This is a genomic window from Kitasatospora sp. CM 4170 (assembly GCF_032110285.1).
Lineage (GTDB): Bacteria > Actinomycetota > Actinomycetes > Streptomycetales > Streptomycetaceae > Kitasatospora > Kitasatospora aburaviensis.
Genome location: NZ_CP134877.1, coordinates 4,467,234 through 4,481,629 on the forward strand (window position 1 = coordinate 4,467,234; position 14,396 = coordinate 4,481,629).

A 14,396-nucleotide genomic window follows, 5' to 3' on the forward strand; every position below is an offset into this window, starting at 1 on the left:
TTTCCGTTCCGCGGAGAATCCCTGAGGTATCCGTCACAGCGCCCGGAGGCTCCCGGCGGCGCGGGCCGACAGGGCCCGGGCGGTGCCGGCTCGGCCGGACAGGACCTAGCGGTGGAGGCCCAGCTCGGCTGCCATCAGGTCGCCGGCCTGCTGCTCCAGCTGCTCGTCGGTGAGCCCGTCGTCGTCGGTGTCCGCACCGTCCGGGACCGCCCCGATCGGGCTGTCCAGCCGGACGTGGGCGATCAGCGACTGCAGCGCCCGCAGCACCGCCGTGCAGGTCGTGCCCCAGTTGGACAGGTACGAGAACTGCCACCACCAGAGCGCCTCGCTGACGCGCCCCTCGCGGTAGTGGGTGAGGCCGTGCTGCAGCTCGCTGACCACGCCGGCCAGGTCGTCCGAGATCCGGAACGCGTTGGGCTTCTCCGGCGGACCGTACGGGTCGAAGACCTCGTGGTAGACGTCGATCGGCGCCAGCAGCTCGGCCAGCCGCTCGCGCAGCTGCTCGCCGTCCGGCTCCGGCCCGGTGTCGGGCTCGAACCGGTCCTCGGGGACGACGTCCTCGATGGCGCCCAGCCGGCCACCGGCCAGCAGCAGCTGCGAGACCTCCAGGAGGAGCAGCGACACCGCGCTGCCGGGCTCGTCGCCCTTGGCGACCTCGGTGACGGCGAGCACGAAGCTCTCCACCGAGTCCGCGATCTGCACCGCGAAGTCGTCCGGCTCGGAGCCGTGCGCGTGGGTGTGCGGGGCGTGCCGGTCCTGCTCCGGGCCGGCCTGGTGGGGCGTGTGGGGCTGCTGGTTGATCGTCCGGTCAGACATCGAGCAGTCGTCTCCCTTCGAAGGCACGGCCGAGGGTGACCTCGTCCGCGTACTCCAGGTCCCCGCCGACGGGCAGTCCGCTCGCCAGCCGGGTCACCTTCAGGCCCATCGGCTTGCAGAGCCGGGCCAGGTAGGTGGCGGTCGCCTCCCCCTCCAGGTTGGGGTCGGTGGCCAGGATCAGCTCGGTGACCGTGCCGTCCGCGAGGCGTGCCAGCAGCTCGCGGATCCGCAGGTCGTCCGGGCCGACGCCCTCGATCGGGCTGATCGCGCCGCCCAGCACGTGGTAGCGGCCGCGGAACTCGCGGGTGCGCTCGATGGCGACGACGTCCTTGGGCTCCTCGACCACGCAGATCACCGCGAGGTCGCGGCGCGGGTCGAGGCAGACCCGGCACTGCTCGGCCTCCGCGACGTTGCCGCAGACGACGCAGAACCGGACCTTGTCCTTGACCTCCAGCAGCGCGTGCGCCAGCCGGCGCACGTCGACCGGGTCGGCCTGCAGGACGTGGAAGGCGATCCGCTGCGCGCTCTTGGGCCCGACGCCGGGCAGCCTGCCCAGTTCGTCGATCAGGTCCTGAACCACGCCCTCGTACACGTCGCGCCTTCCCTCAGGTGGTCGGTGGGGCACCCGCTCGGGGCGCCCCGGTGCCATCATCCAACGAATCGGGCGCCGGGCACACCGCCCGACGCCCTACTCACGCATAAATCACACAGGTCGACTGTCTGAACTTCGGACCGTCAACCCCTCTCACCGCTTGCGCTCGAACCCATCCGCTCGCGGTCCGATCCCACGGCCCGCAGGCCGGGCTCACCGCTCGCGGTCCGAGCTCGTCGCCCGCCCTCCGAGCCCGTCGCCCGCCGTCGGAACCTAGAACGGCAGGCCGGGGATGCCGCCGCCCAGGCCCTGGGTCAGCGGGCCCATGCGCTCGGCCTGCATCTTCTGCGCGGCCTGGTTGGCGTCGCGGACCGCCGCCAGGATCAGGTCGGCCAGGGTCTCGGTGTCCTCCGGGTCCACGGCCGCCGGGGCGATGGTCAGCGCCACCAGCTCACCGGCACCGGTCACCGTCACCTCGACCAGGCCACCGCCCGCCGAACCGTTCACCTGCGCCTCGGCCAGCTCCTGCTGCGCCTTGGCGAGGTCCTGCTGCATCTTCTGCGCCTGCTTGAGCAGCTGCTGCATGTTGGGCTGGCCACCACCGGGGAACACGGCTCACTCCTTGCGTTCTGTGTGCGTGCTGTCGCGCTTGCGTCGTCACCCCGAGCCTACGTGCTCGCCGTGCCCGGCACGCCCGTACCGCTGGGTGAGCGCCCGGCGCCGCCGCCCCGGGCTGGGCCCGGCGGCCGGGCCCCCGGGATCAGCCGCCGCTGTGGCGGATCTCCTCCAGGACCGTGGCCCCGAGCTCGCGGATGATCAGTTCCTGGCCGGAGAACGCGTCCTCGTTGAGGTCCGGGTCGTCCTCCTCCGGAATGTCGTCCTCCGGGGCGACCGACTGCACCGGCCGTCCGACCGGCGCGGCCACCGCGGCCTGCGCCTGCACGGGCGGCTGTGCCACCGGCGCGACCGGGGTCATGGGGGGCGCGGCCATCGGCGCGGGCGCCGGGCCGGGTGCCGGTGCGGCGGGCTGCACCACGGGCGCGGGCGCAGCCGGGCGCGCCGGAGCCGCACCCCAGCCGCCCCCGCCGCCACTGCCTCCGAAGCTGCCGCCACCCGCCGAGCTGCCACCGCCGCCACCCCCGGCGCCGCCCGACGGGTCGACGATGCACTCGATCCGCCAGTCCACACCGAGGGCGTCGGCGAGCGCCTGGCGCAGCACGTCGTCACTGTTGCTGCCGACGAAGCTGTCCCGGGCGCCCGCGTTGATGAACGACACCTGGAGCACGCTGCCGTCGAACCCGGCCACCTGGCCGTTCTGGCTGAGCAGGATCCAGGTGAAGCGGCGGCGGTTCTTCACCGCCTCCAGGATCTGCGGCCAGAGCTGCCGGACCTGCGCCGCGCCCTGCTGGGCGGCCTGAGAAGGCTGTCCGCCACCCGGAGCGGCCGCCGGCGCGGCCACCGGAGCGGCCTGCGGCGGAGCCTGGACGGGTGCGGCCTGTGCAGCCGCGGGCTGGGCGGGTGCCTGCTGCACCGGTGCCGGCTGCGCGGCGGGCGCAGCGGCCCCGGCCGCCCCGGCCGGCGGGAAGCTGCGCGGGATCGGCCAGGCACCCGGAGCGGGCCCGGCCGGGGCGGCCGGTGCCGCCGCAGGCGGAGCCACCGGGGCGGAGTCGGCCTGCGCGGGGGCCGCCTGTACGGGGGCCACCTGTACGGGGGCCGGCTCGTCCACCGCCGCCGGGGCCGCCACCTGCGCCACCGCCGGCGCCACCGCCGGCACCGCCGTCGGAGCGCCCACGGGAGCCACCGCGGGGGTCGCCAGCTGCGCCGCGAACCCTCCCGCCGCCGCCCGCCGCTCCAGCTTGTCCATCCGCGCCTGCAGCGACAGCTCGTCGCTGTACGCGCCCGGCAGCATCACCCGGGCGCAGATCAGCTCCAGCTGGAGCCGCGGCGCCGCGTTCCCCCGCATCTCGGTCAGCCCGGTGTTGACGATGTCGGCCGCCCGGCTGAGCTCCGCCGCCCCGAACGCGTCCGCCTGCGCCTGCATCACCGCGACCCGGTCGGCCGGGGCGTCGATCAGCCCCTTCTCACCCGCGTCCGGCACGGTGGCCAGGATCACCAGGTCGCGCAGGCGCTCCAGCAGGTCCGTCACGAACCGCCGCGGATCGTGCCCGCCCTCGACCACCCGGTCGATCACCTGGAACACCGTCGCCCCGTCGTGCGCGGCGAAGGCGTCCACCACCTCGTCCAGCAGCGCCGAGTCGGTGTACCCGAGCAGCGCGGTGGCCATCTGGTAGGTCACACCGCCCTCGGCGGCCCCGGCGAGCAACTGGTCCATCACCGACATCGAGTCACGCACCGACCCGGCGCCGGCCCGCACCACCAGCGGGAAGACGGAGTCCTCGACCTGGATCTGCTCCCGGCCGCAGACCTCCGCCAGGTAGTCCCGCAGCGTCCCGGGCGGCACCAGCCGGAACGGGTAGTGGTGCGTGCGGGACCGGATCGTCCCGATCACCTTCTCCGGCTCCGTGGTCGCGAAGATGAACTTGAGGTGCTCCGGCGGCTCCTCCACCACCTTCAGCAGCGCGTTGAAGCCGGCCGAGGTCACCATGTGCGCCTCGTCCAGGATGAAGATCTTGTACCGGCTGTGCACCGGCGCGAAGAAGGCCCGCTCGCGCAGCTCCCGCGCGTCGTCCACACCACCGTGCGACGCGGCGTCGATCTCGATCACGTCGATCGACCCGGGCCCGCCCGTCGCCAGGTCCCGGCAGGACTGGCACTCCCCGCACGGCGTCGGCGTCGGCCCCTGCTCGCAGTTCAGACAGCGGGCCAGGATGCGCGCGCTCGTCGTCTTGCCGCAGCCTCGCGGGCCGCTGAACAGGTACGCGTGGTTGACCCTGTTGTTGCGCAGGGCCTGCTGGAGCGGAGCGGTCACGTGCTCCTGCCCGATGACCTCGGCGAAAGTCTCGGGGCGATAGCGGCGGTACAGGGCTAGGGACACACCACCGACGATATCGGGACGGACCGACAAACGCGTCGCCCCTCGTCCCTCCCCCGCCGGCCCTTCCCCGGGAACGCAAAGACCCCTCGTGCACCCGCCAGAGCCCTCCTACCCTTGCTGCCTTCCGGCCCTGGGGGGGTTCAGAGAGATAACGCCACACGAGGGGCTGACCCCCACAGTACCGGATCCCCGGCCCTCACCTCCACTTCCCCGATCCGCAGGTCACACCGCTCCACCGCCTGCGACATACGTGGTCGCGACCACCCCTGAACATGTACTAAGCTCTCCCTCGGAGGATTCGCCTAGAGGCCTAGGGCGCACGCTTGGAAAGCGTGTTGGGAGCAATCCCTCACGAGTTCGAATCTCGTATCCTCCGCCATGGCTCACCAGCCATAACGAAGGCCCCGACCGCGCAGCGGTCGGGGCCTTCGTCGTGCCGTGGTTGCAGTTTTGGTTGCGTTTCCAGTTCTCGGCCACTGTCCGGTTGCGTTTCGTTAGCGCTGTGACCTCGCGGGTTCCCTCCGGATCGGTCGTCATGGCGATGGGGTTGCGACGACACTCGATCCGGCTGCTGGAGCGGTGGTGGCTTGGCTGTCCAGGTGGGTATGGAGGTGGGCCGGCCAGCTGCGGCTGCAGACGTCTGAGCCGGTGGAGAACGATTGGATAAACGGCACGCTGGGTGGCATCCCCTCCTGCCAGGCTCCGCGTATGGGTGTCTACCTCCGCAACAGCCTCAAAGCTGGCCCCTTCCGCTTCAATCTTTCCCAGTCCGGCATCGGAGTGTCGGTAGGCGTTCCCGGGTTCCGCGTCGGAACCAGGCCGCGAGGCAACTACGTACGGGTCGGCACCCGTGGCGTTTCCTACCGGGCCACACTCGCCTCCCGGCCAGCTGGCTCCCGCAATGTCCCCATCCCCCCGGCGGGCCCGCGCTCCTGGAACCCCGGATCGCCCAGCACACTGCCGGGAAGCGTCGCAGTCCAGGAGATCCCGACCGCGACCATTGAGGAACTGCAGGGCTCCGATCCCAGTGAGTTCATCGAACAGCTCCAGACCGCAGCCCAGCGACACTCAATTTGGCCGTGGGCTGCGGCACTCGCCGTCCTGGTGTCCGTACCGCTACTTATGTTGCCCATGCTCATCCTCGGCCCCCTGGTGTACTGGCTCTACCAACGCGACCGGGCAGCTCAACGGATCGTCGCCTTCTACGACTTCGAGAGCCAGCCCGGAGAGCAATTCGCCCAGCTCATCGACGCAGCCGAAGAGATACGCCGATCACAACGCAACTGGGCCATCACTGGCTCGGGCGCCGTGGTGACCACCACGCAGCACAAAATGAACAGTGGCGCCTCCGCCATCGTCAAGCGCCAGCCCACGACCGTGAACATGGACGGCCCTCGGGAGCTCGTCACCAACATCGCAGTTCCGAGCTTCCAGTGCGGAGCCCACACCTTGTACCTGCTCCCCGACCGCGTGCTGGTGAAGCACCGACGCAGCTTCGCAGACGTGTCCTACCGGGAGCTCTTCGTCGTCATGAACGATCTGCGATTCCACGAAAGCGGCTCCGTGCCGCGAGACAGCCAGCAGGTCGGCACGACCTGGCAATACGTGAACGTGAAGGGCGGTCCGGACCGGCGATTCAAGAACAACCCGCAGCTGCGCATCATGCTCTACGGGCGCATCAACTTCACCACTCACACTGGCTTGAACCTGAAGTGGGACTGCTCCAGGCCCGTGTCGGCACGCCAGTTCACACAGGCGGTCTCCTCTTACGGGGCGCCGCCGGAACTTCCAAGCCAGTAGCCCCGCTGCCCCGGACAGCTGGCTGAAGGGGCCCGTTTTCAACTGGCGACAAGCTCGTTGACGGGCCCCTCCTTTGATCAGGCGGCGGGCGGCTCGTCGGGCACGGGCCAGAGCAAGCCGCCAATCTTGTCGGCGGTTACTCTGAGGACGGGACCCGTCAGGTGCTGATACCGCCGGCGCATCCGAGCGGACTTGCCCGGCTCCCAACCCATGATCGCGTCAACGACCGCGTCGGGGACGCCCAGGATCAGCAGGACGGTCGCGGCGGTGTGCCGGGCATCGTGAAGCCGCCCATCGCGGACGTTCGCCGCCTTCAGGAGGTCTTTCCACCGGTGGTAATCGGTGTTGGGGTTCAGCGGCTGGCCAGTCGGAGAGGTGAAGACGTACCCCTTCTCCTCCCACAGGTCGCGGGCAAGCCGCCGCTCGCTGTCCTGCTCGACCTTGTGCCGCGCAAGCTGCGTCATCAACTCGTCGGGGACACCGATAGGGCGCCTACCCGCCCGGGACTTGGTGTCCTTGGTCTCGCGACGGATGCTGATCTTCTGCGGGCAGTAGCCCGGCTTACGCCCACAGCGGTCACCGCAGCCGTGTTGGTACCGGGGCCGCAGCCGTCCGCGCCGCACGCGGATGACACTGGCTTCGAAGTCGACGTCGGTCCATTGCAGGCCCAGCACCTCCCCCTGCCGCAGGCCGAGGGCCAAGGCGATCACCCAACGGGCGGCGTTCCGCTGGCGCTCCGCTTCGAGGAGAAGCCGCTGCACCTCCTCGACCGAGTACGGCTCGACTTCCTCTTCCTCCAGCCGCGGGGCCTTGGCAACCGTCGCCGGGTTCTCTGTGATGTGCCGACGTCGCTTCGCCTCATTGAGCGCCGCGCGCACCGTGCGGTGGACCTGGTGCGCAGTGCCGGCGGCGCTGCCGTTGTCCCGCATCTTCTTGTAGAAGCGCTCCAGGTGCTCCGGCTCCAACTTCTCCAGGCGGTGAGCACCCAGGCCGGGAATGAGGTGGTAGTTCACGGCCACGCGGTAGCCGTCGATGGTGTTCTCGGAGACATGCAGAGCGGCGATGTTCTCGACCCAGTGGGTGAGCCAGGTCTTGACCGTCCAGGTCTGACCGGCCTTGTGCACCGCGCCGGAGTCGCGCTGCCGCTCCAACTCACGGACCGCCTTGGTGACGTCGGCTCGGGTCTTGCGAGTGACGTGACGGCGATCAGGACGACCGTCGTCCTTGACGCCGACTGTGACGTAGCCGTGCCAACGACCGTCCTTGGCCTGGTGGATGGATGAGGCACCGTTGGGCTGACGGGAGCTCGCCATGTCCGCTCCCTCAGGCTGCAAGGTCGAAGCCGGCGGAGCGGAGGCGGTTGGCGAGGAACGCTCCCACCGCCTCGGCAGGTATCCGGCGGAGGCTTCCGATCTTCACCGAGGGGATCTCACCGGAGACGACGAACTCGTACATCTTTGTGCGCCCGATACCGAGTCGGCGGGCAGCTTCCTCGACAGTGAGCGCGACCAGTGTGAGGTCGGCCGCAGCGCCGTCCTGATCAGCGATCAGGCGGAGGAGCACGTGCTCGGTGGTGCCGAGGGCGTGGGCCACTCGGGAGAGCTCGAAAGACGTTTCGGACACGGGTGTCCTATCCCGGCGGCGCTTTCGGCTATGCGCCACCGTTGTCGATGTTCCAGGGATGGGCGATTGGGTGGTTCGGGTCCGTGTGGCGACCCCCGGCGTTCGTAGCGCCGAGGGGCTGCGGAGGACATGGCTGGTCGAGGGTTCACGGGCTGGCGAAGCCCGTGGTCGGACCGGCGGGACGGGACGTTAGCCGCAGATTCCGGCCGCACCAAACCGCCGGACGCCCGGCATGATGCCGGTCATCATCGGATCGGCGACGGGACTGATGTGCGGAACCAGCGGAGTGCAACAGGTGCCCTCTGGCAGCCGGGGCCCGCCCTCAGATGCTCTGGCTATGCCTCGGCTCCTGGGTCGGCAAGACCCTCCGCCTCGGGCGAGCCGGACGGGAAGTTCGGCGAGCGGTAGTCGTCACCGGCCGCGTCCGCCACGACTCGGGTGATCATCGCACTGATGAGCTCTTCGAGATTCGGGTGGGCGCGTCCATAGGCGTCGAGCGCCTCACGGGCTCGGTCCATGTCCTTGCGGGCGACAACGGACTTCTGCCAGCTCTCGGCAAAGTCGGCCAGCAGCCGTTTCACGTGGGCGTTCGCGGCGATCTCGGGTGGTCCGACCAGGTTATCCAGGGAGATGTCGAAAACCCTGGCGAAGCCGATGGCCTCGTCCAGGTTGACCCTGCGACGTGGCTCGCCGCTCTCGATGCGCCACACCGCCGACTGGTTGAGCGGGTAGCCGGCCTCGGTCAGGCGCTCGGCGAGCGTGGCGGTACTCCACCCTCGCGCCTCGCGCTCCATCTTGATGCGCCGGGCGACGTTCTCCTCCCCTTCCAGCCGTTGTCGCCGGTCTTCGTCAGCCACAGTCAACCCTCCATGCATCGTCGATAAGCCCATTTGCAATGCGTCGAGCACGACGTTAACGTGATGCAAGATGAAACGCAACTGAGCCGAACCGCATCGGCCAGCCGGGCCAGCCACCCGGCACCGCGACGAGAAAGGCCCCCAGTGCTACGAACACCGGGGGCCACAGCAGACACCTCGAAACCGCCCATCCCTGGAACAGTCGACAACGGAGGAACCGGGTAGCCGCCCGAATCCTCCGAGTGAGGACACCGCTGTGGACAAGCCTACGGCCCCGTCGCCCGGCCCGTCAGCCCACGACCGGCGACGGGACCGCCGCACGTCGGAGCCCTGCCCCACGCCCGTCGACACCACCTTTGGGGAACCGCCGCACAACATCGATGCCGAACAGGCGGTCCTCGGCGCGTGCATGCTGAAGCACCAAGCGGTGGATCAGGTCCGGGGCACGCTGGACGCGGGCGACTTCTACCGGCCCGCCCACGAGACCATCTGGCGCGCGATCCTGGCCCTGCGCGCCGAGGACGCGCCCACCGACCCCATCGCCCTCGCGGATCACCTGCAAGGCATGGGGGATCTCTCCCGCGTCGGGGGCTCGTCCTACCTCCACACGCTGGTCGCCGTCGCGCCGCCCTCGACGGACAACGCCGACTACTACGCGCAGATCGTGCGCCGCGACGCCCAACTGCGGACTCTGCATGCCACCGGTCTTCGGACCGTCCACCAGGCGCTGACCCCGGGTGCCGACCCGGACGAGATCCGCACGGCCGTCGAGACAGAGATCCGTGACGAACGCGAGCGCGCTCTGGCCTCTGGCAGCAGCCGCCTGTCCCGCTACATCGTTAACGGCTGGGACTTCGTCACCACGACCGGCGCGGACAAGGAACCCCTCTGGGGGACCCGCGAACAGACCGCCTGGGCCTCCGGCGAAAGTCTGATGATCGTCGGCGCACCCGGCGTCGGCAAGACCACCCTCGCCCACCAGGTCGTCCTCGCCCGCCTCGGCCTGCAAGCCACCGTCCTCGACCTGCCCGTCGCTGAGGGAGAACGCGTCCTCTACCTCGCCATGGACCGCCCCCAGCAGATCGCCCGAGCCATGGCCCGCCGCATCACCCCCGCCGACGAAGCCCACCTGCGCGACCGACTCGCCGTGTGGCAGGGCCCGCTCCCCGCCACCCTCGACAAGGAACCCGACCTCCTCGCCGAACTCGCCGCCGCCCACCGCGCCGACACCATCGTCATCGACAGCCTCAAGGACGCCGTCAGCACCCTCGTGGACGACTCCCTGGCCGTCGCCTTCAACAACGCCCGCATGCGCGCCCTGCGCGCAGGCGTCCAGATCATGGAGCTCCATCACCAGCGCAAGGCCGCAGCCGACGCCCCGCGAGGAATGCGCCCCACCCTGGACCGGGTGTACGGCTCGACGTGGCTGACCGCCGGAGCGGGCAGCGTCCTGTTCATCGCCGGAGAGGCCGGCGACCCGGCGGTCACCATCCACCACCTCAAGACCGTGACCGGCGAGATCGGACCGCTGCCGGTCATCCACGACCACCAGCGCGGCACCACCTACGTCGAACCCACCCTCGACCCGGTCACGCTCCTGCGCGCCGCCCCGGACGGCCTGACCACCCGCGACCTCGCGACCGCCCTGACCGGCGAAGCCAATCCCGACCGCGCCGACATCGAGAAGGCCCGCCGCCACCTCGACCGCCTCGTCAAGACCGGACTCGCGGTCAAGACGGACGGCACCACCGGAGGCGCCGGAGGCGGCCAGCAGGCCCGCTACCGCCCCTCCGCCCGGCACATCACCGCCGTCTCGTAACCGCCACCACGGTGACCGGACTGACCGACCCCAGTGACCGGAGTTCCGGTCAGCCGGTCACTCCAACCGGCCGAACTGACCGGAGTGCCACGCAGGCCAGCAGCCCGCTGACCAGCTGACCGGCCCGTCGAACGACCTACGGACGGCACCCACCAAGACCACCGGGCGGCCGGTCAGTGGGCGGATCACCAGCCCAACCAGGCACCGACAGCCGGGCGCGGATCGTTCACGGGGCCGTACACGCGCCCCTCCCGCGAAGGGCCCAGCGAGAGCCGTTCACACCGTCCACGCGGAGCAAAGAAACCGCAGGTAGAGCGATCACGGAGGCGTACACGCCGTCCACGCGACCCAGCGTTCACGCGCGAGCCCCCCTTTAGAAGGGGGCTCGCGTGTACGCCCCACCATCGAGGAGACTCCAAGCCGCGGTTGCGTCCAGGGAAGTGGTGTACGGGTTCCACCCGTTCCGGGGGTTTCGTCCCGGTAGCGGGTGTCACCTGAAACGTAAGACGGCCACCGGTTGATCCTTCGAGATGTCTGACGTCACGAAGAGGAGACCAACACGATGACCGCACCCGACAGTCTGCCGTTCGCCGCCCTGTTGGAGGAGAACCTGGCCTCGGCGAGTCCCGACTTGTTGCGCGCGATGGTGAAGACCTTCGCCGAGGCGATGATGTCCGCCGACATCGACCGGGCCTGCGGCGGCGAGTACGGCCGACCGAGCGAGGACCGAGTCAACTCCCGCAACGGATACCGCAATCGGCACTGGGACACGAGGGTCGGCACGATCGACCTGGCGATCCCCAGGGTCCGCTCCGGCACCTACTTCCCGAGCTGGCTGCTGGAGCGCCGACGGCGGGCCGAACAGGCCCTGATCAGCGTCGTCGCCACCTGCTACCTCCTCGGCGTCAGCACGCGCAGGGTCGAGAAGCTCGCCGAGAGCCTCGGCGTCACCCAGCTGTCGAAGTCGCAAGTCTCCGAGATGGCCAAGCACTTGGACGAGCGCGTCGCCGAGTTCCGTAACCGACCGCTTGACCAGGGCCCCTACACGTTCGTCTGGGTCGACGCGCTCACCCAGAAGGTCCGTGAGGGCGGCCGCGTCGTCAACGTCCACTGCCTGGTTGCGGTCGGCGTCAACAACGAGGGCCAACGCGAAGTCCTCGGCCTGGACGTCGCCACCACGGAAGACGGCGCCGGCTGGCTCGCCTTCCTGCGCTCCCTGGTCGCCCGTGGGCTGACCGGCGTCAAGCTGGTGGTCTCCGACGCCCACACCGGCCTGGTCAACGCGGTCGGCGCGACGCTGCCCGGCGCGTCGTGGCAGAGGTGTCGAACGCACTACGCGCGCAATTTGCTCTCGCAGGTCCCGAAGTCCGCCCAGCCCTGGGTCGCCACCCTGCTGCGGACGGTGTTCGAACAGCCCGACGCGAAGGCCGTCCGGCAACAGATGGCGTCGGTGATCGCCGCACTGGACGAGAAGTTCCCCAAAGCCGCAGAGCACTTGGAGGCCGCCCGCGAGGACCTGCTCGCCTTCGCCGTCTTCCCCCGGACGGTCTGGAAGTCGATCTGGTCGAACAACCCGCAGGAGCGACTGAACAAGGAGATCCGGCGCCGCACCGACGTCGTCGGGATCTTCCCCGACCGCAGCTCGGTCATCCGCCTGATCGGCGCGGTCCTGGCCGAGCAGAGCGACGAATGGGCCGAACAGCGCCGCTACATCGGCTCCGAGATCCTCGGCCGCTGCCGCCTCCACCCGATCGAGGGAGAAACCCCCGACGAGACCATCCCGACCGCACTCACCGCATAGCCTGAAATCGGATCACCGAGTGGCCGTCGATACACCACTCCAGCGGACGTGACCCAAGCCGCCGCCCGCTGTAACCAGGTAGACCCAGCAACAAGAGATCGCCTTGATCCGAATCCTGACTCAGACCGCCGGTAGCCGGAGCAAGTTGTGGGATAAGCGATGCTTACCCCCGGCACCGCCACGGCGGAGCAAGTTGTGAGGCAAGGAGTCCTTACCTCGCCTGCACCTCGCAGCGGATGGAGTTGCTCTCGCCCAGGGGTGCGAGGACAACGCGAATAACCTTCAGGGCAAGATCTTTAGGGACCAGCAACGCGCAGCCCGACCCAAGCCCGCCGGACAGTGCTGTGAACGCTGGCACGGTACTGAAAGCCCCACACCGTGGCCCCCGACCACCGGTACGGTAGCAATCCGTAGCGGCTTCAACACGGCATGGGGGCCAGCGTGAGGGGCAGTGGCATCACGTTCGGCAAGTTCATCGCGCTCCGTCGCGCCGAGATGGAGTGGACTCAGCTTCGTCTCGCTGCTGAGCTCGACCGCAGCGAGGTCTGGATGTCGCTGGTCGAACGGGACTTGCAGCGGGTGAAAGACCTGACCCTGCTCCGGCGCCTCGCGCAGGTACTGCGCTGCGAGCTCAACGAGCTGATGGCCTTACCGCAACCGGCCTCCGAGCGGCCAAGGTCCCGCCCTCGCAAGTCCACCTCCGTTACGCTGACGAGCAGTTCCGCTGCCGAGGAGGACGATGTGCGACGCCGCCCGTTCCTGACCCTGGCGGCTGCCGCCCTGTTCACCCCGGTCGCAGGCCAGCAGGCCGCGCACGCCGAGACGACCTCACCGCTGGCCGGTCTGGAGGACCTGCTGCTCTACGGGACGGGACGGGTTCCGGCACCCCGCAGCGAGCCGACCCACGAGTCCGTCACCGCTTCTCTCCTGACGTCTCATCGCGAGTTCAAGGCAGCACAGTACGACGCGCTCGCCGAGGCCCTGCCGAGCCGGATCGCCGCCGCCCAAATGGTCGGTAGCACCGAGGAGCGGGCCCTGAACGTCGCCCAGCTCTACAACCTCGCGGTCCGGCTGTGCATCAAGATCGGCGACAACAACCTGGTGGCCATCACCGCCGACCGCGCGCTCACCGCCGCCCGGGACGGCGGCGACCCGCTGGTGGTCGCCGAGGCACAGCGGATGGTGTCCAGCGCCTGGCGCCGGCAGGGCAGCCTGGCCCGAGCAACCGACATCGTGGTCGTCGCCGCCGAAGACCTCCTCGTCGACACCACGGTGCCCGAGTCCGCCCGACTGGCCGCCCGTGGTGATCTGTACGCCACCGCGGCCTACACCGCCGCAAAGACCGGAGACCGGGCCTACTCGCACTCGCTAATCCGGGAGGCCGCCGACAGCGCCGCAGCCGCCAGCCGGGCCTCCGGCCTGATGGACGGCGTCCAGGGCATCGCCCTGCACGAGTTGTCGGTGCACTACGAACTCGGCGACGCCGGCCGGGCGATCGAACTGGCCTCCACGATCAACCCCACCGCGCTGCCGACCGCCGAACGTCAAGCGCGCTTCTTCACCGACGTGGCCCGCGCGTTCGACCAGTGGGGCAAGCCCGAACAGTGCTACCGGGCTCTGTTGGCCGCCGAGGAAGCAGCCCCGCAGGAAGTCCGCCGGGGTGCCGTCCGCGACCTCGCCAGCACCCTGCTGCGGCACGACCGCAAGCTGCCCGGAGTCCGGGACTTCGCCACCCGCGCGGGCGTGCAAATCATCTGACCCGTAGCCGGACTACGGGCCGTAGTCCGGCTACGGATCCGGCCTTTCGCCCAGCAGTTCACTGGGGAGCGTCCACCCCTCCCCGCTGCTGAAGGCCCGCTCATGCCAACGCCCAGCACGTCCCCGCCGACCACCAGCCGGCGCCACGCCGCCCCGGCGGACCGCGACCGGCTCGGCACCTTCCTCACCGCCTCCTGGGCCGCCCTGCACCTGCCCGTGCTCACCCTCCTCGGCCTGGCTGTTCACCACCACCCGGCCGAGGCCAGCCCCCAGAGCGCGGCGACCGCGCCCGACGTACCTGCCTCCTGAGGCCCCCAGGGGCCGCCGCGCCGACC

11 protein-coding genes, 1 tRNA gene, 1 other RNA gene and 1 pseudogene are annotated in these 14,396 nt (G+C 70.0%); 6 read left to right on the forward strand and 8 right to left on the reverse strand.

The genetic code is table 11. The features are described 5' to 3' along the window. Positions 1–105: 105 nt before the first annotated feature. The 5 genes from RMN57_RS18860 to ffs form a co-directional block, all read right to left on the reverse strand. Positions 106–816, reverse strand: coding sequence for a DUF5063 domain-containing protein (locus RMN57_RS18860; protein WP_313764523.1), 711 nt, complete (start codon positions 814–816; stop codon positions 106–108). Then, a complete protein-coding gene (gene recR / locus RMN57_RS18865; protein WP_030288200.1) occupies positions 809–1,408 on the reverse strand; it encodes a recombination mediator RecR in 600 nt (199 codons plus the stop codon). The genes RMN57_RS18860 and recR overlap by 8 nt, the downstream gene beginning before the upstream one ends. A gap of 273 nt (positions 1,409–1,681) precedes the next feature. Continuing rightward, entirely contained in the window at positions 1,682–2,020 is a 339-nt protein-coding gene (locus tag RMN57_RS18870) for a YbaB/EbfC family nucleoid-associated protein (protein WP_313764524.1), read from the reverse strand. A 148-nt stretch (positions 2,021–2,168) separates the two neighbouring features. Beyond that, entirely contained in the window at positions 2,169–4,403 is a 2,235-nt protein-coding gene (locus tag RMN57_RS18875) for a DNA polymerase III subunit gamma and tau (RefSeq protein WP_313764525.1), read from the reverse strand. A gap of 77 nt (positions 4,404–4,480) precedes the next feature. Continuing rightward, positions 4,481–4,571: signal recognition particle sRNA small type (gene ffs / locus RMN57_RS18880), an RNA gene on the reverse strand. 123 nt (positions 4,572–4,694) lie between these two features. Between ffs and RMN57_RS18885 the strand changes: the two genes are divergently transcribed. Then, positions 4,695–4,782 (forward strand) — tRNA-Ser (locus RMN57_RS18885). A gap of 329 nt (positions 4,783–5,111) precedes the next feature. Next, positions 5,112–6,203: a DUF4236 domain-containing protein gene (locus RMN57_RS18890; RefSeq protein ID WP_313764526.1), complete on the forward strand. Its 1,092-nt coding sequence runs from the start codon at positions 5,112–5,114 to the stop codon at positions 6,201–6,203. Positions 6,204–6,280: 77 nt separating this feature from the next. Here RMN57_RS18890 and RMN57_RS18895 read toward each other — a convergent pair whose 3' ends face one another. From RMN57_RS18895 to RMN57_RS18905, 3 genes are all read right to left on the reverse strand, one after another. Continuing rightward, entirely contained in the window at positions 6,281–7,516 is a 1,236-nt protein-coding gene (locus tag RMN57_RS18895) for a site-specific integrase (RefSeq protein ID WP_313764527.1), read from the reverse strand. A gap of 10 nt (positions 7,517–7,526) precedes the next feature. Then, positions 7,527–7,826, reverse strand: coding sequence for a helix-turn-helix domain-containing protein (locus RMN57_RS18900; protein ID WP_380237385.1), 300 nt, complete (start codon positions 7,824–7,826; stop codon positions 7,527–7,529). Positions 7,827–8,161: 335 nt separating this feature from the next. After that, positions 8,162–8,734: a helix-turn-helix transcriptional regulator gene (locus tag RMN57_RS18905; RefSeq protein ID WP_313764528.1), complete on the reverse strand. Its 573-nt coding sequence runs from the start codon at positions 8,732–8,734 to the stop codon at positions 8,162–8,164. Positions 8,735–9,002: 268 nt separating this feature from the next. Between RMN57_RS18905 and RMN57_RS18910 the strand changes: the two are divergent. From RMN57_RS18910 to RMN57_RS18925, 4 genes and pseudogenes are all read left to right on the forward strand, one after another. Next, positions 9,003–10,502: pseudogene (locus RMN57_RS18910) on the forward strand (DnaB-like helicase N-terminal domain-containing protein); the annotation flags it as partial. Between the two features lie 562 nt (positions 10,503–11,064). Beyond that, complete coding sequence (locus RMN57_RS18915) at positions 11,065–12,303, forward strand: IS256 family transposase (protein ID WP_313763505.1); 1,239 nt, start codon at positions 11,065–11,067, stop codon at positions 12,301–12,303. Positions 12,304–13,044: 741 nt separating this feature from the next. Continuing rightward, entirely contained in the window at positions 13,045–14,061 is a 1,017-nt protein-coding gene (locus tag RMN57_RS18920; protein ID WP_313764529.1) for an XRE family transcriptional regulator, read from the forward strand. 102 nt (positions 14,062–14,163) lie between these two features. Next, the gene (locus RMN57_RS18925) at positions 14,164–14,370 is read left to right on the forward strand and encodes a hypothetical protein (protein WP_313764530.1); all 207 of its coding nucleotides are present in this window, start codon (positions 14,164–14,166) and stop codon (positions 14,368–14,370) included. Positions 14,371–14,396 lie beyond the last annotated feature (26 nt).